Source organism: Nonomuraea mesophila (assembly GCF_004352805.1).
In the GTDB taxonomy this organism is placed as follows: Bacteria; Actinomycetota; Actinomycetes; order Streptosporangiales; family Streptosporangiaceae; genus Nonomuraea; species Nonomuraea longispora.
Genome location: NZ_SMLD01000019.1, coordinates 26,996 through 46,417 on the forward strand (window position 1 = coordinate 26,996; position 19,422 = coordinate 46,417).

The 19,422-nt window shown below is 70.8% G+C and carries 22 protein-coding genes and 1 pseudogene; 12 read left to right on the forward strand and 11 right to left on the reverse strand.

From position 1 onward, the window contains the following. Positions 1-134: 134 nt before the first annotated feature. From E1295_RS10255 to E1295_RS50055, 5 genes and pseudogenes are all read left to right on the forward strand, one after another. Entirely contained in the window at positions 135-1,760 is a 1,626-nt protein-coding gene (locus E1295_RS10255) for a (2,3-dihydroxybenzoyl)adenylate synthase (RefSeq protein ID WP_132629988.1), read from the forward strand. Continuing rightward, complete coding sequence (locus E1295_RS10260) at positions 1,757-3,106, forward strand: salicylate synthase (RefSeq protein ID WP_132629990.1); 1,350 nt, start codon at positions 1,757-1,759, stop codon at positions 3,104-3,106. The genes E1295_RS10255 and E1295_RS10260 overlap by 4 nt, the downstream gene beginning before the upstream one ends. Then, positions 3,103-4,959 carry an ABC transporter ATP-binding protein gene (locus E1295_RS10265; RefSeq protein ID WP_132629992.1) on the forward strand — a complete coding sequence of 619 codons (1,857 nt, stop codon included), beginning with the start codon at positions 3,103-3,105 and terminating at the stop codon, positions 4,957-4,959. Before E1295_RS10260 ends, E1295_RS10265 begins: the two co-directional genes overlap by 4 nt. Continuing rightward, the gene (locus tag E1295_RS10270) at positions 4,956-6,758 is read left to right on the forward strand and encodes an ABC transporter ATP-binding protein (protein WP_132629994.1); all 1,803 of its coding nucleotides are present in this window, start codon (positions 4,956-4,958) and stop codon (positions 6,756-6,758) included. Before E1295_RS10265 ends, E1295_RS10270 begins: the two co-directional genes overlap by 4 nt. 198 nt (positions 6,759-6,956) lie before the next feature. After that, positions 6,957-7,220 (forward strand): annotated as a pseudogene (locus E1295_RS50055) (SCO5389 family protein); the annotation flags it as partial. Between the two features lie 234 nt (positions 7,221-7,454). On the opposite strand, the gene rpmF reads toward E1295_RS50055, so the two are convergent. From rpmF to rpmG, 5 genes are read right to left on the reverse strand one after another with little or no spacing between them, the layout of a single operon-like run. Beyond that, on the reverse strand, positions 7,455-7,622 hold the full coding sequence (rpmF, locus tag E1295_RS10280) for a 50S ribosomal protein L32 (protein WP_132629996.1): 168 nt from the start codon (positions 7,620-7,622) through the stop codon (positions 7,455-7,457). 2 nt (positions 7,623-7,624) lie between these two features. Continuing rightward, entirely contained in the window at positions 7,625-7,924 is a 300-nt protein-coding gene (gene rpsN / locus E1295_RS10285; RefSeq protein WP_132629998.1) for a 30S ribosomal protein S14, read from the reverse strand. After that, positions 7,924-8,160 carry a 50S ribosomal protein L28 gene (gene rpmB, locus E1295_RS10290; protein ID WP_132630000.1) on the reverse strand — a complete coding sequence of 79 codons (237 nt, stop codon included), beginning with the start codon at positions 8,158-8,160 and terminating at the stop codon, positions 7,924-7,926. The genes rpsN and rpmB overlap by 1 nt, the downstream gene beginning before the upstream one ends. Further along, positions 8,160-8,405: a type B 50S ribosomal protein L31 gene (locus E1295_RS10295; RefSeq protein ID WP_132630002.1), complete on the reverse strand. Its 246-nt coding sequence runs from the start codon at positions 8,403-8,405 to the stop codon at positions 8,160-8,162. Before E1295_RS10295 ends, rpmB begins: the two co-directional genes overlap by 1 nt. Next, on the reverse strand, positions 8,402-8,566 hold the full coding sequence (gene rpmG / locus E1295_RS10300; RefSeq protein WP_132630004.1) for a 50S ribosomal protein L33: 165 nt from the start codon (positions 8,564-8,566) through the stop codon (positions 8,402-8,404). Before rpmG ends, E1295_RS10295 begins: the two co-directional genes overlap by 4 nt. A gap of 73 nt (positions 8,567-8,639) precedes the next feature. Between rpmG and E1295_RS10305 the strand changes: the two genes are divergently transcribed. Genes E1295_RS10305 through E1295_RS10325 form a run of 5 tightly spaced genes read left to right on the forward strand, consistent with a single transcriptional unit; the run spans position 8,640 to position 12,755 of the window. After that, complete coding sequence (locus E1295_RS10305) at positions 8,640-9,779, forward strand: CobW family GTP-binding protein (protein ID WP_132630006.1); 1,140 nt, start codon at positions 8,640-8,642, stop codon at positions 9,777-9,779. Positions 9,780-9,792: 13 nt separating this feature from the next. After that, positions 9,793-10,020, forward strand: a complete 228-nt coding sequence (gene rpsR, locus E1295_RS10310) for a 30S ribosomal protein S18 (protein WP_132630008.1) — start codon at positions 9,793-9,795, stop codon at positions 10,018-10,020. A gap of 16 nt (positions 10,021-10,036) precedes the next feature. Next, positions 10,037-10,921, forward strand: a complete 885-nt coding sequence (locus E1295_RS10315) for a CobW C-terminal domain-containing protein (protein ID WP_132630010.1) — start codon at positions 10,037-10,039, stop codon at positions 10,919-10,921. An 8-nt stretch (positions 10,922-10,929) separates the two neighbouring features. Continuing rightward, positions 10,930-11,949: a permease gene (locus E1295_RS10320; protein ID WP_132630012.1), complete on the forward strand. Its 1,020-nt coding sequence runs from the start codon at positions 10,930-10,932 to the stop codon at positions 11,947-11,949. Then, positions 11,946-12,755 carry a TIGR03943 family putative permease subunit gene (locus tag E1295_RS10325; RefSeq protein ID WP_132630014.1) on the forward strand — a complete coding sequence of 270 codons (810 nt, stop codon included), beginning with the start codon at positions 11,946-11,948 and terminating at the stop codon, positions 12,753-12,755. The genes E1295_RS10320 and E1295_RS10325 overlap by 4 nt, the downstream gene beginning before the upstream one ends. 102 nt (positions 12,756-12,857) lie before the next feature. Here the strand turns inward: E1295_RS10325 and E1295_RS10330 are convergent, their stop codons facing one another. Continuing rightward, the gene (locus E1295_RS10330; protein ID WP_132630016.1) at positions 12,858-13,382 is read right to left on the reverse strand and encodes a metal ABC transporter permease; all 525 of its coding nucleotides are present in this window, start codon (positions 13,380-13,382) and stop codon (positions 12,858-12,860) included. Here E1295_RS10330 and E1295_RS10335 point away from each other — a divergent pair. Beyond that, positions 13,267-13,734 (forward strand): metal ABC transporter permease, encoded by a 468-nt coding sequence (locus E1295_RS10335; protein ID WP_132630018.1) that lies wholly within the window; start codon positions 13,267-13,269, stop codon positions 13,732-13,734. The two genes, E1295_RS10330 and E1295_RS10335, sit on opposite strands and share 116 nt — an antisense overlap. Here E1295_RS10335 and E1295_RS10340 read toward each other — a convergent pair. Next, complete coding sequence (locus tag E1295_RS10340; RefSeq protein ID WP_132630020.1) at positions 13,646-15,568, reverse strand: heavy metal translocating P-type ATPase; 1,923 nt, start codon at positions 15,566-15,568, stop codon at positions 13,646-13,648. The genes E1295_RS10335 and E1295_RS10340 overlap by 89 nt on opposite strands. Before the next feature lie 151 nt (positions 15,569-15,719). On the opposite strand from E1295_RS10340, the gene E1295_RS10345 reads away from it, so the two are divergent. Continuing rightward, positions 15,720-16,097, forward strand: a complete 378-nt coding sequence (locus tag E1295_RS10345) for an ArsR/SmtB family transcription factor (RefSeq protein ID WP_132630022.1) — start codon at positions 15,720-15,722, stop codon at positions 16,095-16,097. Positions 16,098-16,116: 19 nt separating this feature from the next. On the opposite strand, the gene E1295_RS52390 is transcribed toward E1295_RS10345, so the two are convergent. Genes E1295_RS52390 through E1295_RS10365 form a run of 4 tightly spaced genes read right to left on the reverse strand, consistent with a single transcriptional unit; the run spans position 16,117 to position 19,302 of the window. Then, positions 16,117-16,488 (reverse strand): hypothetical protein, encoded by a 372-nt coding sequence (locus tag E1295_RS52390; protein ID WP_425465334.1) that lies wholly within the window; start codon positions 16,486-16,488, stop codon positions 16,117-16,119. Beyond that, positions 16,485-17,429: an ABC transporter substrate-binding protein gene (locus E1295_RS10355; RefSeq protein WP_132630058.1), complete on the reverse strand. Its 945-nt coding sequence runs from the start codon at positions 17,427-17,429 to the stop codon at positions 16,485-16,487. Before E1295_RS10355 ends, E1295_RS52390 begins: the two co-directional genes overlap by 4 nt. A gap of 53 nt (positions 17,430-17,482) precedes the next feature. Further along, complete coding sequence (locus E1295_RS10360) at positions 17,483-18,277, reverse strand: ABC transporter ATP-binding protein (RefSeq protein WP_132630024.1); 795 nt, start codon at positions 18,275-18,277, stop codon at positions 17,483-17,485. Between the two features lie 2 nt (positions 18,278-18,279). Further along, positions 18,280-19,302: a FecCD family ABC transporter permease gene (locus E1295_RS10365; RefSeq protein ID WP_132630026.1), complete on the reverse strand. Its 1,023-nt coding sequence runs from the start codon at positions 19,300-19,302 to the stop codon at positions 18,280-18,282. Between the last annotated feature and the right edge of the window lie 120 nt (positions 19,303-19,422).

Below are 19,422 nucleotides of genomic sequence, written 5' to 3' on the forward strand. Positions count from 1 at the left end.
AATCAGGTTCGGTGCGAATGGCAGCGACTCGACGCTAGATCTCTAGAAATTTCGGGCATGTCCGACTGATAATGATTACCATATCTATATTCATTGCTCCATCCGTTGCAAGGGCTTTGAGAGGCGGACACCTCATGCTCGAAGGCTGCGTCCCCTGGCCGCCCGAGTTCGCCGAGCACTACCGCAAGGCCGGTTACTGGCGTGGCGAGACCTTCGACGAGCTGTTAAGACGGCGCGCCCGGGACCGAGCCGACCACCCGGCCGTAGTGGACACCGCGAGCCGGATCACCTATGCCGACCTGGACGCCGCCGCGGGCAGGCTCGCCGCCGGCCTGTCCGGGCTCGATCTGTCGCCTGGCGACCGGGTCGTCGTCCAGCTTCCGAACGTCGCGACGTTCGTGACCGTGTTCTTCGCACTCCAGCGCATCGGGGCGGTCGCCGTACTCGCCCTCCCCCTGCACCGGCGCAGCGAGATCGTCCACCTGTGCCGGCAGTCCGGGGCCGTCGCCTATGTGATCCCGGACGAGCATGCCGGGTTCGACTACCGGGAGCTCGCGGCGGAGGTCCGTGACGACGTGCCCGGCCTGCGGCACGTCGTCGTCGACGGCGAACCCGGGCCCTTCATCGGCCTGAGCGATCTGGACGCCGCACCAGGACACGGCCACGGCGGAGCAGCCTCCTCGGACGTGGCGGTCATGCTGGTCTCGGGTGGGACCACAGGGCTCCCCAAGCTCATCCCCCGGACCCACGACGACTACCTCTACAACGTCCGGGCGAGCGCCGAACTGTGTGGGCTGGGTCCGGATGACGTGTACCTGGCGGCTTTACCGGTCTCCCACAACTTCGCACTGGCCTGCCCGGGTGTGCTCGGGGCACTGCACGCCGGTGCCACTGCCGTGCTCACCAACGCCGTCGCGCCGGACGAAATCTTCGACGTCATCGCAGGGGAACGCGTGACGGTCACCGCGCTGGTCCCGCCCACCGCCCGGATGTGGGCCGAGGCGACCGAGTGGTCGGGCTCGGATCTCTCTTCCCTGCGGCTCCTGCAGGTGGGGGGCGCCCGCCTGCTCCCCGAACACGCCAGGCTGGTGCGGCGCGCGTTCGGCCCCGTGCTCCAGCAGGTCTTCGGGATGGCGGAGGGTCTGCTCAACTTCACCGAGCCGGACGCGCCCGAGGACGTGGTGCTGCACACCCAGGGGCGACCGCTGTCGCCCGGCGACGAGATCCGCATCGTCGACGAGGACGATGCCGACGTCTCTCCCGGAGAGCTCGGCCACCTGCTCACGCGGGGGCCGTACACGCTGCGCGGCTACTACCGGGCGCCCGAGCACAACGCCGTCTCCTTCACCGAGGACGGCTACTACCGCACGGGCGACCTGGTCCGGAAGACCCCGACCGGCCATCTGGTCGTGGAGGGACGGGCGAAGGAACAGATCAACCGGGGCGGAGACAAGATCGCCGCCATCGAGCTCGAAGAACACCTTCTCGCCCATCCTGCGGTGGCCGACGCGGCGGTGGTCGCCGTACCGGACGACCTGCTCGGTGAGCGCACGTGCGCCTTCGTCATCGCCGCGTCCGGCAGCGCACCCATAGGGCGGAGCGAGGTCGCGGTGTTCCTTCGTGAGCGTGGCGTCGCGCCGTACAAGATCCCCGATCGGCTGGAGGTCGTCGACGCCTTTCCGGTGACCAGGGTCGGCAAGACCGACAAGCGGGCGCTGGCCGCCATGGTCGCGTCCCCTGTCGCGAAAGCCCGGTCATGACCGCCGGTTGGGCAGCCGCCATCCCGCGGCCGGCTCACGAGGCGCACGTGGAGTTGCCGGAGGACCCCGCCTCGGCCGCGGTACGGCTGGCCCAGTCGGGGATCGGCGACCAGTACGCCGTGTACGAACGCCGGGGTACGTGGCACTTCGCGACCGGTCTGGCCGGCTCGGTGACGGTCGACGCCGAACGGGTCCGGGCGTGGAGCGGCGGACACGGACGCGAGACCCCCACCGCGGGCAAACCCCTGGAGCGGGTCACCGAACTGCTCGCGGCCCTGCCGGACGCGGGCTGGCGCGGCTACGGATGGGCCTCCTTCGAGCTCGCGCATCTCCTTCGGGGGAAGGCCCCGGGCCCCGGCCCGTTGTTCCACCTCTTCCTCCCGCGGGTCGAGGCGGAGCTCACACGGGGCGGAGCCCGGATCCGCGCCGCCTCCGAGGCGGACCTGCGCCGCGCGGCGCAGCTTCTCTCCCGGGCGGAGGCCGCACCGGCCGTCCGTCCGCTGCCTGTCTCGCTGGACGCGGGCGCGCAGCCGTACCGCAGGGCGGTCGCCCGAACCGTCGAGGACATCAAGGCGGGCCGGCTCAACAAGGCGGTGCTGTCCCGGGTTCTGCACCTCCCGGACGGCCTGGACCTGTTCGCCACCTATCTCGCAGGCCGCGCGGCAGCGACTCCGGCCCGGTCATTCCTGTTCGACATGGGCGGATGGCGGGCCGCCGGATTCAGCCCGGAGACCGTCGTCGAGATCGGCCCCGACCGGCGGATCAGCACCCAGCCCCTGGCCGGGACCAGGGCGCTCGGCCAGGACCCCGGCGAGAACACCCGGCTCCGCGAGCAGTTGCTGAACGATCCGAAGGAGGTGATCGAGCATGTCATCTCTGTCCGGCTCGCCTTCGAGGAACTCACCGAAGTCTGCGACGGCGGGACCGTGTCCATCGGCGAGTTCATGGAGATCCGGAAGCGCGGCGCTGTCCAGCACATCGCCTCGCGAGTTTCCGGGAAGCTGCGGGACGGGGTACCCCCGTGGTCGGCCTTCGCCGCGCTCTTCCCGGCCGTGACGGCCACGGGTGTGCCCAAGGCCGCGGCCCTGGACGTGATCCGCGACCGCGAGAGCGCGCCGCGGGGGCTGTACGGCGGTGCGGTCTTCATGACCGACGCCGACGGCGCCCTGGACGCCGCCCTGACCCTGCGCACGGTCTTCCAGCGTGATGGCCGCAACTGGCTGCGGGCCGGTGCCGGAATCATGGGCCAGTCCACGCCTGAGCGTGAGTGGGAGGAGACCTGCGAGAAGCTCCGCAGCGTCGCCCCACACCTGCGGGCCCGTACGGAAGGAGCAACGAAGGCATGAGCACGGAAACCGTCGAACAGGCTTCGCCCCAGGCCGACGCTCCACCGCGGGCGGCATCGGAGAGCACCGTCGCGTCTCGGGTCGCGCTGCTGCTGCCGTTCGCCCGGGACGACGCCGGCCGGTACGCCCTGGCGGCGCTTCTCTCCACGCTGGGCACGCTGTGCCAGCTCGGGCCCTTCTACGTCATCTACCTCGCCATCAGCGCTCTCCTCGACGGGAGCGCCGGCGGGGATTACCTGTTCGGCCTTGCCTGGGCCGCCCTGGCGCTTGTGGTCGGCCAGTACGTCCTCATGGGACTCGCCATGCTGATCTCCCACCGGGCGGCGTTCGGGACGCTGTACCGCCTGCGGCTGCGGATCGGGGAACGGCTCGGCCGGGTCCCGCTGGGCAAGGTCATGTCGAAGCGGTCGGGGGAGATCCAGCGCACCCTGTCGGACGATGTCGAAAGGCTGGAGCTGTTCCTCGCCCACGCGATCCCCGACGTGGTCGCCGCGGTGGTCGTGGTGGTCGCCTCCACGATCTGGATGCTCGTCGTCGACTGGCGGATGGCACTGGCCGCCGTCGCCGGCCTCGTCGTTGCCTTCGCGCTGATGAACCACGGAATGCGGGCTTCCCAGGGCAAGATGGGCGGCTACATGGCCGCCATGGGGCGGATGAACGGCTCCATCGTCGAGATGGTGCGCGGGCTGCCGATAGTGCGGATGTTCAACCGGACGGACGCCACGTTCGCCGAGACCCAGGACGCGATCCACGGCGCCGCGAAATACCAGGCCGACTGGGGGAAGGCGTTCCTTCCCCTCTATACGGCGTTCTTCACGCTGACGTCGGCCACGGCGATCACGATCGTGCCCGTGGGCCTCCTGCTGTGGGCGAACGACGCCATCGGCGCAACCGAGCTGCTGTTCTTCTTCGTCATCGGACTCGGGTACGGCGGATCGGTGGTCAAGCTGCAGGACTTCGCGGCGCAGCTCACCGTTCTGTCGTACGGCGCGCAGCTCATCAACGAGCTGAAGGACGCTGGAGAGCTGCCCGAGGCCGACCACGACGCGGAATTTCGCGACGCCTCGGTGGAGTTCCGCGACGTGACCTTCGGCTACGGCGGGGCTGACCGCGACGCCCTGACCGGCGTGACCTTCCACGCGGCACCACGCACCATCACGGCGCTGGTCGGCCCGTCCGGCGCCGGGAAGAGCACGGTGGCCCGCCTGATCTGCCGGTTCTTCGACGCGCGGGAGGGTGCGGTCCTGGTCGGCGGGACCGACGTCAAGGAGATCCCGTTCTCACAGCTCATGCGGCACGTGTCGTTCGTCTTCCAGGAGACGTTCCTGTTCGACGACACCGTCGAGGCCAATCTCAGGCTCGCCAGACCCGATGCCACGGACGCCGAGCTGGAGGCGGCCTGCCGCGCCGCCCGTGCACATGAGTTCGTCACCGCCCTGCCGGACGGCTACCGGAGCAGGATCGGTCAGCACGGAAGCCGTCTGTCCGGGGGCGAGCTCCAGCGCCTCGCGATCGCCCGCACCCTGCTCAAGGGCACCGAGATCGTGGTTCTCGACGAGGCCACCGCGTTCGTCGACCCGGAGAACGAGGTGGCCCTGCAGGCGGCGATCGACACGCTGGTCACCGACCGGACAGTGATCATCATCGCGCACCGGCTGTCGACGATCGCGGGCGCCGATCAGATCCTTGTCGTCGACGACGGTCGCATCACCGAGCGCGGCCGCCACGAGGATCTCATCTCCGCGGACGGCCTCTACGCCGACATGTGGCGCGCCTTCCAATCCACCGAACGGATCGCCCTCGGCGAAGCGGTCCACAAGGCTGATCCGACCAGCACTATGGAGCCGACATGACGACGTACTACACGGGCACGGTGCGGACCCTCTGGCGGTTGTTCGGCCCGCACCGCCAGGCCTTCGTCTTCTCACTGATCGCTCAGATCCTGATGTCGCTCGCGGCTGCCGTCCCGGTGGTGACGCTGGTCTGGGTGATCGATCACATCCGTACGGAAACGCTGACCGGGGAGCGGGTCGGCCTGGCGATCGGCCTCGTGCTCGCCGGGGCTGCCGGGCAGTATGGCTTCGGCTATCTCAGCAACCGTCTGGCATGGACCGCGACGTTCTACGGAATCGGCGAGGCCCGGACCAGCACACTCAAACACATCCAGCGGCTCCCCCTGGGCACAGTGCGCGAACGCGGCGCAGGTGACGTGTCGACCATGCTCACCAGTGACATGGAGGCGGTCTCCACCTATGCGCACCATGGGCTCCCGCTCTGGTTCAGCGCTACCTCACTGCCGGTGTTCATCTTCGCCGGCCTGCTCAACGTGGACGTGCCGATGGCCTTCGCCGTGGCGGTCAGCGTCGTCGCCGCGCTGCCGCTGTACCGGTGGACCTCGCGCTACTTCGCACGCAGAGCGGTCGAAAGAGGCGAGCTGCTCGCCGCAGCGAACGGCCGGATGATCGAGTACGTCCGGGGAATCGCGGTCGTCCGCTCCTTCGACCGGGCCGGGGCCAGGCTGGAGTGGTTCCACGGCGCCCTGCGGGACATTCGCGACATCAACGACAGGCTGGCCGTCAGGCTCGTCCCCGCCGGACTGGCCACCATGGGGATCGTCCAGCTCGGCATACCGCTGACGATCGCCGCACTCGGCTACTGGTATGCTGGCGGGCGGCTGGACGCCGGAGCGGTTTTGATCTTCCTTGTCCTGGTCCTGCGCATCTACACCCCGCTGCTCCAGGTGGCGGCGAGCGGCGAGGAGTCACGGCTTGCCGAGGCCGCCCTGCGCCGGATCGGTGCGATCCACGACCTTCCCACCCAACCGGCACCCACCGTTGAGAAGACCACCATCGGCGCGCCGTCGGTGCGACTGGACGACGTCACGTTCGGCTACGACCCTGGCCAGCCCGTCATCAAGGGCCTGTCTTTGGACGTCCCGCCGAAGACCATGACCGCGCTCGTCGGCCCCTCGGGAGCGGGCAAGAGCACGATCCTTTCGCTGGTCGCGCGGTTCTGGGACGTCAACACCGGCTCGGTCCGCCTTGGCGACGCCGACGTCCGCGATCTCACGCCTGAGCAGCTCTTCGACGCGCTCACCGTGGTGTTCCAGGACGTCTACCTGTTCCAGGGCACGATCCGGGAGAACATCGCCTTCGGCCGCGAGGGGGCCGCCGAGGAGAGCATCGAGGCCGCCGCCAGGCAGGCCCAGGCGCACGACTTCATCACCGCACTGCCGCAGGGCTACGACACGCCGATGGGCGAGGGCGGCGCGACCCTGTCCGGTGGCGAGCGCCAACGCATCTCCATCGCCCGGGCCATCCTCAAGGACGCTCCCATCGTGCTGCTCGACGAGGCCACCTCCGCGCTGGACCCCATCAACGAACGGGCTGTCCAGCAGGCGTTCGCGGAGCTCGTCCGCAACCGCACGGTCATCGTCGTCGCCCACCGGCTGAGCACGATCCGCTCGGCTGACCAGATCGCTGTGGTGGACGGCGGCCGGGTGGTCGAACGCGGCCGGCATGAGGAGCTTCTCGCCTTGAACGAGCGTTACGCCAGGCTGTGGGCCGAACGCGAGAAGGCCAGCAGTTGGCGGCTTGCCCGTACATCGCCTGTGAAGTCCAGCGTGAGCCACAGTTCAGGTTCACCCGAATGACCGCGTGCCGGTCACCGCGCTCATCGGTTCGGCGAGCCGCTGTCGGCCAAGGACACCAGCACCGACGCCGGTGCGGACTTTCCGGTGGCGAGCGGACGCGTCACGTTCTGTGGTGCGGTGCCGCAGCGACCGGAGCCTTGCCGGCGCGGGCCCGTCGTCCTGGTGGTCACCGCCTGTCTGCGGGGGAGAGGAGACAGCATGTCGCTCACGGTCCCCCACGGCCTGCTCGACCAGGCCAAGGCCGGAGACATCGACGACACGGCCTTCGTCGCCTGCGTCCGCGACTCCCTCCCCTACGCCTGGTCGCTAATCAGCGAGCTCGTACGGCAGCGCGAGCAGACCCGAGGCGCGTTCGCCGACAACGAGGTCCCCCCGCCATCAGAAGGGGCCCGCGGACAACTCCTGCGCTGCATGGCCAGCGACGCCATTCGCGGCGCTCTCGAGCAGCACTCCGGTGTGCGCCTGGCCTTCCAGCCTTCGACAGCGCCGCCGCCGGGTGCCTCGGCGATACCGGCTGCGCGGGCGACCGGGCCGCAAGAAGAGGTGGACGCCACCTGGACGACCTGGACGCCGCCTCGCTCATCGGACGGGCACCCGCGCCCGCCGATCCGGCTCAGTGGCGGCCACCGGGTATCCAGCCGTGCCACCGCGCCCGGCTTGCTGATGCACGGCGGATGGCCCGGTGGCCGAGTCATCTCAATGGACGGTGATCAAGCCCCGCTGGTAGGCGCGGACGAGGCGCCGGGGCACGAGCAGCTTCCGCCCGTCCACGGTGATCGGGACGAGGTCGGGCGCCGCGGCCTTCCACTGGCTGCGACGGTGCCGGGTGTGGCTGCGCGAGGTCCTGCGCTTGGGGACGGCCACGGCTACCAGCTCGCCTTCGTGATACCGGGCAGCTCGCCACGGTGGGCCATCTCCCGGAACCGCACCCGGGAGAGCCCGAACTTGGTCAGGTGCCCGCGGGGGCGGCCGTCGACGGAGTCGCGGTTGCGCACGCGGGTGGCGCTGGCGTCGCGCGGCTGCCGGGACAGCTCGCGTACGGCGGCCTCCCGCTCCTGCGGCGTGCCGGTGCGGACGACCTCCTTCAGCCGCGCGCGCCGTTCCGCGTAGCGCAGGACGACGGCCTTGCGCCGCTCGTTCGCCGCGATCTTGCTCTTCTTGGCCATCAGACCTTCTCCCCCCTGGCACGGATCCGCGCGACGGCCGCCTCGACGCCGATCTTGTCGATGGTCTTGATCGCGCGGGCGCTGACCGTGAGCCGGACGTAGCGGCCCTCGCTGGGCAGCCAGTAGCGGCGCTGCTGGATGTTGGGGTTCCAGCGGCGCCGGGTGCGGCGGTGGGAGTGGGAGACGTTGTTGCCGAAGACCGGCTGCACGCCGGTGAGCTGGCAGCGCGCGGACATCAGGCCCTCCCGTAGCGCTGCCTGAACCGCTCGACGCGCCCGGCGGTGTCGAGGACGCGGCTGCGGCCGGTGTAGAAGGGGTGGCTCGCCGAGGACACGTCGACGTCCACCACCGGGTAGGTGTTGCCGTCGGCCCACTCGATCGTCTTGTCGCTGATGATCGTGGACCGGGTGAGGAACGCGAAGTCCGCGCCGGGGTCGCGGAAGACGACCGGCCGGTACTCCGGATGGATGCCCTTCTTCATCGTTCCTCCCGGAAGAGGACGTGCTGGCGAATGGTCGGGTCGTACTTGCGGAGGGTGAGCCTGTCAGGGGTGTTCCTGCGGCTCTTCCTGGTCACGTAGGTGTAGCCGGTGCCGGCCGTGGATCGGAGTTTGATCACGGGGCGCACCTCATTTCTGGCCAAAACGGTTCCTTCCCATGGGCGAACTCGTGCCATGATAACGACAACGGTTTTCATTTTTGCAACTGGAGGCTCCATGCCGACCCCCGTCGTCCTCGTCGCAGGCCTGCACGGCACGGCCCGTACGGCCACGACCGAGCGGCTGCTGGCGACGCATCCTGGAGCGGTCGCCGTCCACCACGACCTGCGTGACATCGCCGAGGGGCTCGTCCGGCGCAGCATCCGGGACAGCACGGGCGTGATCGGTACCGCCGAGGTGCGGCTCGCGCACGGCTGCGTCACCTGCACCGTGCGCGAGGACCTGCTGCCCCAGCTCGTCAGGCTCGCGCCCGGCTCCGAGCTGCTGATCGCCGACCTCTGGGACTCCGTGGAACCCCGCTCGGTGGCCGAGGCCGTCGACTGCGACGAGGCCCAGGAGATCCTGCGTCTCACGGCCGTGGTCACCGCGCTCGACGCCGCGGCCATGCCCGACGACATCACCCGCGGCGAACCGCTCAGCGAGGTCGGCAAGCCCGCCGCCGCCGGCGACCGGCGCTACCTGGCCGAGGTCCTGGCCCGGCAGATCGAGTACCCGACCGCCCTGGTGCTGCACGGCGGCGACGAGGAAGACCACGAGCTGTCCCGCACGGTGCTCACCCACCTCGCCCCCTTCACCCCGGTCCACCCGATCGGCGCCCTGCCGCCGGTCACCGGCGCCCGGATCTGCTCCGGCGAGCTGGCCGACCGCCTGGACCCGGCCACCGCCCAGCTGCCCGGTGACACCCAGACCGACGAGATCGTCACCGCCGTCTGGCGCAGCCGCCGCCCGCTGCACCCCGCCCGCCTGTTCGACGCCGTGGACGAGCTGGTCACCGAGTCCGTACGCTCACGCGGCCGCTTCTGGCTGGCCAACCGCCCCGGCCAGCTGCTCGCCTGGGACGCCGTCGCCGGCATCGTCTCGGTCGAGGACGCCGGCCCCTGGCTGGCCGCGCTCCCCGGCGCCGCCTGGGACCTGGTCTCCCCCGCCCGCCGCACGGCCGCCACGCTCGACTGGGCGCCCGGCTGCGGCGACCGCGTCCAGCACCTGGTTTTCACCGGTCCCGACCTCGACGCCGCCCGCCTGCGCGCCCTCCTCGGCTCCTGCCTGCTCACCGAGGAGGAGGAACGCGCGGGGCAGGACGCCTGGGCCCGCTTCGACGACCCGTTCGCCCCCATCCTCGTCAAAGAGACCGCGTGATCAAGGAGACCGCATGAAACCCCGCCGCACCCCGCGCAAGAAGCCCAACCCGCTCCTGCACGTCGACCGCATCGACTACAAGGACACCACTCTGCTGCGCAAATTCATCTCCGACCGAGGCAAGATCCGCAGCCGCCGGGTCACGGGCGTCACCGTCCAGCAGCAGCGGCTGATCGCCAAGGCCGTCAAGAACGCCCGCGAGATGGCCCTGCTCCCCTACGCCTCGCGCACCAGCACTTGAACCCGTTGGAGGCACCGTGCCCATTCCCGTCGCCCTCGTCGGGGGCCTGTACGGCTGCGCCCGAGCTGAGGCGGTCGATCGGCTGCTGCGCCGCCATCCAGGTGCCGTCGCCGTCAGTCACGGCATCACCGCGGGCCAGGTCGAACGGGCGGCCCGCGCGTCCGCCGGCGCGCCGCTGCTGATCATCGACCTCTGGGACTCGGTCGAGCCGCGTCCAGCGGCCGAGGCGCTGGCCCGTGCCGGCCATCTCCGCCTGGCCAGCGTGCACACGGCGCTGGACGCCGGGCACCTGCCCGTGGACATCTGCCGGGGCGACCGGCTGGCCCCTTACACGCCGATCGTCACCGTCCCCGACCCCACGGGCCCCACGCTGGACGTCCGCGAACTCGCCGAACGCGTCGACCCGGCCACCGCCCAGTTCCCCGCCGACGGGCAGACTGGCGAGGTCACCACGGTCGTCTGGCACCGGCTGCGCCCGCTCCACCCCGGCCGGCTGTTCGACGTCATGGACCAGCTCGTCACCACCACGGTCCGCTCCCGTGGCCGGTTCTGGCTGGCCAACCGGCACGAACGCATGCTGGCGTGGGACGCCGTGGCCGGGGCGGTCTCCGTGCGGGACGCCGGCCCCTGGCTGGCGGCGCTGACTGCTCGTGCTCAATGTCCTCGCCGCCCACCGGCTGCCCGTGGCGGCGCAGCGCGTCCACGGTTTCCGGGCCGAAGCGGTCTACGGAGTCTGCGCGACCTGCGAGCGGCGCTGAATCCGACTCGGGCCGCGGGCGGTAGCACGATGCTCCACCACAACGGGCCATCCAGAAACGACCGAATCCCGATGAAGGCGGTCTATCGCTGCGATATCAACCGTTACTCTGCTCACCCGAGGGGCGGGTCCCCACCGGAGTGAGGAGGGCGATGACGCAGCCGAGCACGACAGATCCACCAGACCAGGAGAGCCACCTCCCATCGCCTTCCGCGAAGGACTCCGTCGGGATCCGGTTGCCGTGGGCGTTCGTCGTTCTGGTGGCCCTGCTGGTGGTGGGCCGGTTCGTGCTGGCGCCGTACCTGACGGCTCCGGCGTTGCAGACCTGGGCGACGGTGTTCGTGGCGGTGTGCGTGCAGGCGCTGCCGTTCCTGGTCTTCGGGGTCGCGCTGTCGGCGGCCATCACCGCGTTCGTCCCTGCCTCGTTCTGGACCAGGGCGCTGCCACGGCGTCCTTACGCGGCGGTGCCCGTGGCCGGCATGGCCGGGGCGGTGCTGCCCGGCTGCGAGTGCGCGTCCGTACCGGTGGCCTCCGGGCTGATGGCCAGGGGCGTGGCGCCGCCCGCGGCGCTGGCGTTCCTGCTGGCCTCGCCGGCGATCAACCCGGTGGTGCTCGTGTCCACTGCGGTTGCCTTCCCTGACCAGCCCTCGATGGTGGCCGCGCGGTTCGCCGCCTCCCTGACGGTGGCGGTGCTGGCCGGGTGGATCTGGGCGCGGTTCGGACGCCGCGCGTGGGCGCCGGCGCCGCGCCGCCCGGCCGGCACCGGACAGGGCAGGCTGAACACCTTCCTGGACGCGATGCTGCACGACCTGACGCACGCCGGCGGATTCCTCGTGGTCGGCGCCCTGGCCGCGGCGACGCTGAACGTGGTGATCCCCCGCTCGTGGCTGGCGGCCGTGGCCGGGGTACCGGTCGTCTCCGTGCTGGTGCTGGCCCTGCTGGCGGTCCTGCTGTCGATCTGCTCGGAGGCCGACGCGTTCGTGGCCGCCTCGCTCACGGCGTTCTCCCCGACGGCCAAGCTGGCGTTCCTGGTGGTCGGGCCCATGGTCGATCTGAAGCTCATCGCGCTCCAGGCGGGCACCTTCGGCCGCGCCTTCACCTGGCGGTTCGTCCCGCTCACGCTGACCCTCGCGATCGGCGTCAGCTTCCTCACCGGCTGGGCCCTGCTGTGAGCCGCCAGACGCAGGGAGCTCTCCTGCTGATCCTCGGCGCGGTGCTGCTGACCGTCTCCGCGTTCTCCACGATGTACCTGAACTACGTCAAGCCGGGTTTCCGGCCCTTCCTGATCGCGGCGGGCGCTGTGCTGGTCGTCGTGGCGGTGGCCACGCTGGTCGAGGAGCGTCGCAGGAGTGTCCTCGCCGGTCGCCAGGCGCTTCTCGCGAACGCCCGCATCGCCGAGGACGTCCACCTGGCGCGGTTGACCGGGCGTGAGCCCGCCGCTCCCCCGCAGGACCGCTCGCCCGGCCACGAACACGGAGAGGGCGGCAGGGTGGCATGGCTGCTGGCGGCTCCGGTCGCCGTGCTCCTGCTGATCTCTCCACCCTCCCTCGGCTCGTACGCCGCCCAGAGGGCCGAGCAGGCTCCTCCGCCGCCTCCACCGGCCGTCGTGGACCCGGAGCCGGTCAGGCCGCTCAAGAGCGACCGTGTGAACGTCCTGACCATGGGCGAGTTCGCCGACCGTGCCTGGTACCGCCCGAGGTCGCTCGCCGGCAAGACGGTCCGCCTGTCGGGGTTCGTCCTGCCGTCCGCCCGGAAGGGCGAGTGGTACCTCGCGCGCATGCGGATCGGCTGCTGCGCCGCCGACGCAATGACCATGAAGGTCGTCGTCAGAGGAGCGCCCGCCCCGGCGGCCGACACCTGGGTACGGGTCACCGGCACCTGGGTCCCCCGCGAGGGCCCGCCACCGGACACGTACGTGCCAGAGATGACCGCTTCCGACGTCCAGCGGATCTCCTCTCCCGCCGAGCCGTACGAATAGCGGATCTCCTCTCCCGCCGAGCCGTACGAATAGTGGCGCCTCCAGGCGTTCCGCGTCTCCAATTCACCGCACTCGCCGCGCGTCCGCTGCATCGAAGTCGCTTCAGGTCAGCCGCAAACGGACAGATGTGCTGCGGGTCGTCGTGAACGCGACCAGGAAGATCAGGCCGCAGATCAGGGCGACGGTGGCACTGGTGGCGATGCGGTAGGTCATGGAAAGCGCCAGGCCGCCGGCTCCGGCGGCCTGGCCGAGGAGAGCGGCGAGCACCACCGCGGGCACCAGCCGGCGGGCCCAGAGGAGCGCGGCTCCGGCCGGTCCCGCAAGCAGAGCCAGGGGGAGCATGGAGCCCACCGCCGGGACTACGGCCACGACGACCGCGCCCAGCAGGAGGAGGACGAGGGCGTCGAGCCACCTTGCCGGATAGCCGAGCGCCCGCAGGCCCACCGAATCAAACGCGGCGAACGTGAGTTCCTTGGCCAGTACGGTCACGGTGATCACGTCCGCCAGTCCTATGGCGGCGAAGACCGCGATGTCGGAGGGGGTCGCGGTGAGCGGCGAGCCGACCAGCGCGGCGGCGAGATCGACCCGGTTCGACCCGGTGACGGCGGGTGCGCAGGGGTACCGCACGCGGCGGCTGGACCTGCTGCTCAACGTGCTCGTCGCGCTGGTCGTCGTGGCCGGTGCCAGGGCGATCGGCACGCTGCTGATGATCGCCCTGCTCATCGTTCCCGCCGCCACCGCCCGGCTGCTCGGCCATCGTCTGCGGCTGATCGTCCCGCTCGCCTGCGCCGTGGCGGGCGCCGCCTCCTGGGCGGGCCTGGAGATCAGCTACCAGGCCTCCGACGCGTACGGCTGGCGCCTGGCGTCCGGTGCCACCGTCGTGCTCGCCCTCATCGCCCTCTTCCTGGCGGCACAGGCCGCCCCCCGACGCCCATGGCGCGTCGCCAGGCGGCGCTGCGGAGCAGGCGCAGCCCGTTGAGTCCGACGATGACGGTGGATCCCTCGTGCCCGGCCACCCCCAAGGGCAGGGGAAGGTCACCGAAGAGGTCCCAGGCCACGAGCACGGCGATGAAGCCGCCGGCGATGACCAGGTTGGCCACGACGACCCGGCGCGCCCGGCGCGCGAGGGCGATGACCGCGGGGACGGCGGTCAGATCGTCGCGGGTGATGATCGCGTCGGCGGTGTCCAGAGCCAGGTCGGATCCGGCGCGGCCCATCGCGATGCCGACATGCGCGCCGGCCAGTGCGGGCGCGTCGTTGACCCCGTCGCCCACCACCGCCACTCGCGCGCCCGCGCCCTGCAACTCGCGCACCGCCGTCACCTTGTCGGCCGGCAGCAGGTCGGCTCGCACGTCATCGATGCCGGCCTGCGCGGCCAGGTGAGCGGCTGCTCGTGCGTTGTCGCCGGTCAGCAGCACAGGAGCCGTCCCGGTGAGCGCCGTCAGACGGGTCACGGCCTCGGCGGCGCCGGGCCGCATCCGGCCGGCCAGGGCCAGTACTCCGGCCAGGACACCGTCCACGCGGACCAGGACGGCCGTGTGCCCGCCGTCCTGGAGCCCGGCGACCACCTCGCGTATGGAACCACCGCCGCCGTCGAGCAGTCGCGCCGGGCCGACGACCTCGACGAGGCGGCCCTGCACGCGTGCTCGCACGCCGCGTCCCGGTTCGGAGACGAAGTCCTGTCCTGGCGCGACCTCCAGTCCGGCCTCGCGGGCGGCGGTGACCACGGCTCGGCCCAGCGGGTGCTCGGAGGACTGCTCGGCCCCAGCGGCCAGCGCGAGCAACCGGTCCTCGGTGAGGTCGGCGCCGGGCAGTGCGTACACGCCGGTCAGCTGCGGCCGGCCTTCGGTGAGCGTGCCGGTCTTGTCGAAAGCGACCCGGGTGACGCCCCCGAGCTGCTCCAGCACGACGGCCGACTTGACGAGCACGCCGTGCCGTCCTGCGGTGGCGATGGCGGCGAGCAACGGCGGCATGGTGGCCAGCACCACCGCGCACGGGGAGGCGACGATCATGAAGGTCATCGCGCGCAGCAGGCTTTCCTCCACGGCGGCCCCCCACAGCAGCGGCAGCGCGAACACCGCGATGGTCGCCGCGACCATGCCGACGGAGTAGCGCTGCTCGACCTTCTCGATGAACAGCTGCGTGCGTGCCTTGGTGGCGCCGGCCTGCTCGACCATGGCCACGATGCGGGCGATCACCGTCTCCTCGGCCGGACGCGTCACCCGTATCCGCAGGGCGCCGGTGCCGTTCAGCGTGCCGGCGAACACCTCGTCGCCGGCGAGCTTGTCGACCGGCAGGCTCTCGCCGGTGATGCCGGCCTGATCGACCTCGCTGGCTCCGGACAGCACCTCGCCGTCCGCACCGATCCGTTCCCCTGGCCGCACCAGGACCACGTCGCCGACCTGTAGCGTGGCGGCCTCCACCCGTTCCTCCGCCCCGTTCGCGTGCAGTCGGGTGGCCTGATCGGGAGCCAGATTCAGCAGGCCTCGCACGGAGTCCTCGGTGCGCTTGGTGGCCAGCGCTTCCAACGCTCCAGAGGTGGCGAAGATGACGATCAACAGTGCGCCGTCGAAGGCCTGCCCCATCGCCGCCGCGCCGATCGCCGCGACCACCATCAGCAGATCCACGTCCAGAGTGCGCTCACGCAACGCCCGCAGCCCGGACAGGCCGGGCTCCCATCCTCCGGCGGCGTAGCAGGCCAGATACAGGCCCCACCACAGCCAGGCGGGCGTACCGGCCAGTTGGCATACGCCTCCGGCGGCGAACAGCGCCGTCGCGGCCGTCGCCCAGCGCACCTCCGATATCGACCACATCCGCGATCGCGACGGAATGGCGGCCCGCTCCCGCGCAGGGAGGCGGAGGGCGCGGGCATCGGAGGCTCTCGGTTCTACTGTCACGCTGGCATCGTATATGCGTACTCACGCACATACGTAATCAAGCAGCCCGCGGAGTAGGCTTGGACGCATGCACACATCGCTGTCGGACTTCGCGATGCCGGACGAGGAGCAGGTGCACCTGGCGGCCGAGTCGTTCCGGCTCCTGTCCGATCCCACCCGCATCAAGATCTTGTGGGCACTCCTGCAGGGCGAGTCGTCCGTCGCCTGCCTGGCCGAGCTCGCGAACGCGGCTCCCTCCACGGTCAGCCAGCACCTGGCCAAACTCCGCCTGGCCGGCCTCGTCAAGGGCCGCCGGGAGGGCACGTTCGTCTATTACACGGCCGCCGACGAGCACGTACGCCGCCTATTGACCCAGGGCCTCTACCACGCCGACCACTTCGAGGCGGGCGATGCGCATTGCCCGGCCCCCGCCCATGCGGACAGCCCCGCGCGAAGCGCCTCCTGACACCTCTTCGCGGACGCCGTCAGGAAGGCTGCGGCGCGAAGAGGCGGGACAGCCGCTCGGCGAGCTCCGTGTAGGGGCCTTCGGCGGCCACGCGCCCCTCTTCCAGGAGCACGATGTGGTCGGCTTCGCGGATGGTCGACAGACGGTGGGCGATGACGAGGGTGGCGCGGCCGGCGGCGGAGCCGCCGCGCACCCCGCCGACCGGAACCGCGGCCAGGAAGCCCGCCGTCCTGGCGGCCAGGGCGAGCCCGAGGCCCGTGGCGGTGAGCGTGTGATCCAGCACCGCCAGTCCGAGCACGAACGGCAGCGCCCAGGTCGCCAGCCCGGACGCCGTGGTGCCCGCCCACAACCGCACGAAGGCGGGGTCACGCAGCACCGAAGTGCTGGTCATCTGTCGAGTTCGCGGAGGTAGGCGGCGAACTTCTCCAGGCCGTCGATGTTGCGCGGCCCGCTGATGCCCTCGTTGTAGTCGAGGATGTGGAACCGGTCGTTGACGACGGCGGGCAGCTTGCTCGTGGCGGGGAACTCCTTCAGGAACTTGATCTTCTCCTGCGCCGGCTTGTCGCCGTAGTCGAGGATGATGATGATCTCGGGCTTGGCCTCGACGACAGCCTCCCAGGTGACCTCCGTCCAGCGTGCGTCCAGGTCCCCGAAGACGTTCCTGCCGCCGGCGAAGCGGATGATGTCGTTCGGCGGCACCTGGCTGCCGGCGGTGAAGGGCTTGTCGGTGCCGGAGTCGTACAGGAACACCGGCACCGGGTCGCCCTTGGGCGCCTGGGCCCGCACGGCCTCGACGCGCTTGCGGTAATCGGCGATCAGGGACTGCGCCTTGCCCTCGACTCCGAAAATCTTCCCGAGACGTTCGAGGTCGGTGTAGAGCCCCTCGAACGGCGTCACGCGTTCCGGGTAGCCGGGATAGTTGAAGCACGACTCCGCGTGCATGAAGCTCTGGATCTTCAGGCCGTCGAGAATGGCCGGGGTGATGCCGCGCTGATCGCTGAAACCGGAACGCCACCCCGCGACCACGAAGTCGGCTTTCGCGTCGGCGACCAGCTCGCGGTTGAGGAGGTCGTCGCTGAGGAACTTGACCTTGGCGTACTCGGCCGCCCAGGGGGACTCCTGGACCGGCGGGTTGGCGGGCGGCATCACGTACCCGTGGACATGCCGGGTGAGCCCGAGCGCGAACATCTTGTCCGCGCTGCCGCCTTCGTAGACGACGGCGCGACGCGGAAGGGTGTACTCGACCTCCTGCCCGCACCTTTTGACCGTCACCTTCCTGGCGGCCGCGGAGCCGCCCTCCACCTGCGCGCCGCATCCGGCGAGCAGCAGCATGCCCGCGATGGCCGAGGCCGCCAGCGGGCGGAGACGAGACGGAAAACGCGTGGTCACGCGGGGGTTCCTTCCCTTGAGGTGGCCGAGCCCAGGTCGTAGAGCACCTGGGGGACTCCGGTGAGCGGATGGGGGACGACCCTCGCCTCGACGCCGAAGACGTCGCGCAGGAGGGCTTCGGTGAGGACCTCGCGAGGCGATCCAGAGGCCACGAGCCCTCCCTGGGACAGCACCGCCAGCCGGTCGCAGGCGGACGCGGCGAGGTTGAGGTCGTGCAGGGTGACCAGCACGCTCAGCTCGCTCTCCCTGAGCATCGACAGCAGCCGTATCTGGTGGTGCAGGTCGAGGTGGTTGGTCGGCTCGTCCAGGATCAGCACCTGCGGCTCCTGAACGAGGGCGCGGGCCACCAGCACCCGCTGGCGTTCACCGCCGGACAGCGACAGCACGCCGCGCCCCGCCAGGTGCAGGACCTCCATGCGCGCCATGGCCTGACGGCACAGCTCTCGTTCGCGCGCGCTGAGCGGCCGGTTACCGCGCAGATGAGGAGCACGGCCGAGGCCGACGATCTCCTCGACGGTGAAATCCAGATCCGCGCTTCCCTCCTGGGTGAGCGCGGTGATCAGCCGGGCGCTGTCGCGCAGCGGCATGCCGTGCAGATCCTGGCCGTCGATCCGCACCGCGCCGCCCGTGGGCCGCAACGCCCGGTAGACGCACCGTAGCGCCGTCGTCTTGCCCGAGCCGTTGGGGCCGACCAGCCCCACGATCTGCCGCGGTTCGACCGTCAGCTTCAGATCCCTGACGATGGCGGCGCCATCGATGGAGACGGAGATCTCGTCCAGTAGCAGGCTCATCGTCACCGGCCTCCGAACAGGTAGCCGCGGCGGCGCAGCAGCACGACGAACACCGGCACACCCACTAACGCGGTGATCACTCCGATGGGCAGCTCCCGAGGCGCCACCAACGTCCGCGCCACCAGGTCCGCCCACACCATGAAGATCGCTCCCACCAGCGGAGCGATCGTGAGCACGCGGACGTGCGCCGCCCCCACCCACAGCCGCACCAGGTGCGGCATCACCAGCCCGACGAACCCGATCGCACCGCTGACCGCGACCATCGCCCCCGTGGCCAGCGACGTCAGCACGAACAACCCTCGGCGCAGCCTGACGGTGTCGACCCCCAGGCTCACCGACGTCTCATCGCCCAGCGCCAGCACGTCGAGGCTCCGGCCGAGCCGGCGCAGCACCACGACGGAGACCACGGTGACAGCCGCCACAACCGGCAGGGCTCCCCACGTCGCCGCCCCGAAACCGCCCATCGACCAGAACAGCACCGTGCTCGTCGCCTCGCCATCGGGCGCGAAATACACGATCATGCTCATCACCGCCTGGAAGCCGAACGCCATCGCCACCCCTGTCAGCACCAGCCGCAGCGGCATCAGGCCGCCCGCGCCACGCGAAGCCAGGTAGACCAGGACGCTGACCAGCAGCGCCCCCAGGAACGCCCCGGCCGACACCGCGTAGATCCCCATCACGGTGAGCGCGCCGGAGACGCTGACGAGCACCGCCCCCGCCGACGCCCCCGACGAGACCCCCAGGACGAACGGATCGGCCAGCGCGTTGCGCACCATGGCCTGGATCGCCACACCGACCGCGCTGAGCCCGGCGCCCACCAGCACCGCCAGCACCACACGCGGGGTCCGCACCTGCCAGATGATCTGGTACGCCGTCACCTCGTCCGCCGTGATCGACCCACCGGTGAGAGCCACCCACAGGTAACGGAGAGTCTCCCCAGGCGGCACGGCCGCGGCGCCCAGACCGATCGCCAGCAGCACCGACACCGCAAGGGCGCAGACCAGCGCGAAGACGATCAACGGCATCGGCCATCTCGTCGTGGATGGGGGATCTTCGGCCGTGGGGTCGGCGGGCGTCTGGGGGAGCTGCGCTTCGGTGGCCGGGGGTCCTGTCGCAGAGAACGATCCCAAGAACGACTCCTGAAA

Bases quoted from the DNA above. Each gene is read 5' to 3' on its own strand.
- E1295_RS10255 (WP_132629988.1), top strand. From the start codon at position 135: ATGCTCGAAGGCTGCGTCCCCTGGCCGCCCGAGTTCGCCGAGCACTAC.
- E1295_RS10260 (WP_132629990.1), top strand. From the start codon at position 1,757: ATGACCGCCGGTTGGGCAGCCGCCATCCCGCGGCCGGCTCACGAGGCG.
- E1295_RS10265 (WP_132629992.1), top strand. From the start codon at position 3,103: ATGAGCACGGAAACCGTCGAACAGGCTTCGCCCCAGGCCGACGCTCCA.
- E1295_RS10270 (WP_132629994.1), top strand. From the start codon at position 4,956: ATGACGACGTACTACACGGGCACGGTGCGGACCCTCTGGCGGTTGTTC.
- rpsN (WP_132629998.1), bottom strand. From the start codon at position 7,924: ATGGCCAAGAAGAGCAAGATCGCGGCGAACGAGCGGCGCAAGGCCGTC.
- rpmB (WP_132630000.1), bottom strand. From the start codon at position 8,160: ATGTCCGCGCGCTGCCAGCTCACCGGCGTGCAGCCGGTCTTCGGCAAC.
- E1295_RS10295 (WP_132630002.1), bottom strand. From the start codon at position 8,405: ATGAAGAAGGGCATCCATCCGGAGTACCGGCCGGTCGTCTTCCGCGAC.
- E1295_RS10305 (WP_132630006.1), top strand. From the start codon at position 8,640: ATGCCGACCCCCGTCGTCCTCGTCGCAGGCCTGCACGGCACGGCCCGT.
- rpsR (WP_132630008.1), top strand. From the start codon at position 9,793: ATGAAACCCCGCCGCACCCCGCGCAAGAAGCCCAACCCGCTCCTGCAC.
- E1295_RS10320 (WP_132630012.1), top strand. From the start codon at position 10,930: ATGACGCAGCCGAGCACGACAGATCCACCAGACCAGGAGAGCCACCTC.
- E1295_RS10335 (WP_132630018.1), top strand. From the start codon at position 13,267: ATGGCGGCGAAGACCGCGATGTCGGAGGGGGTCGCGGTGAGCGGCGAG.
- E1295_RS10340 (WP_132630020.1), bottom strand. From the start codon at position 15,568: ATGTGGTCGATATCGGAGGTGCGCTGGGCGACGGCCGCGACGGCGCTG.
- E1295_RS10345 (WP_132630022.1), top strand. From the start codon at position 15,720: ATGCACACATCGCTGTCGGACTTCGCGATGCCGGACGAGGAGCAGGTG.
- E1295_RS52390 (WP_425465334.1), bottom strand. From the start codon at position 16,488: ATGACCAGCACTTCGGTGCTGCGTGACCCCGCCTTCGTGCGGTTGTGG.
- E1295_RS10355 (WP_132630058.1), bottom strand. From the start codon at position 17,429: ATGCTGCTGCTCGCCGGATGCGGCGCGCAGGTGGAGGGCGGCTCCGCG.
- E1295_RS10360 (WP_132630024.1), bottom strand. From the start codon at position 18,277: ATGAGCCTGCTACTGGACGAGATCTCCGTCTCCATCGATGGCGCCGCC.
- E1295_RS10365 (WP_132630026.1), bottom strand. From the start codon at position 19,302: ATGCCGTTGATCGTCTTCGCGCTGGTCTGCGCCCTTGCGGTGTCGGTG.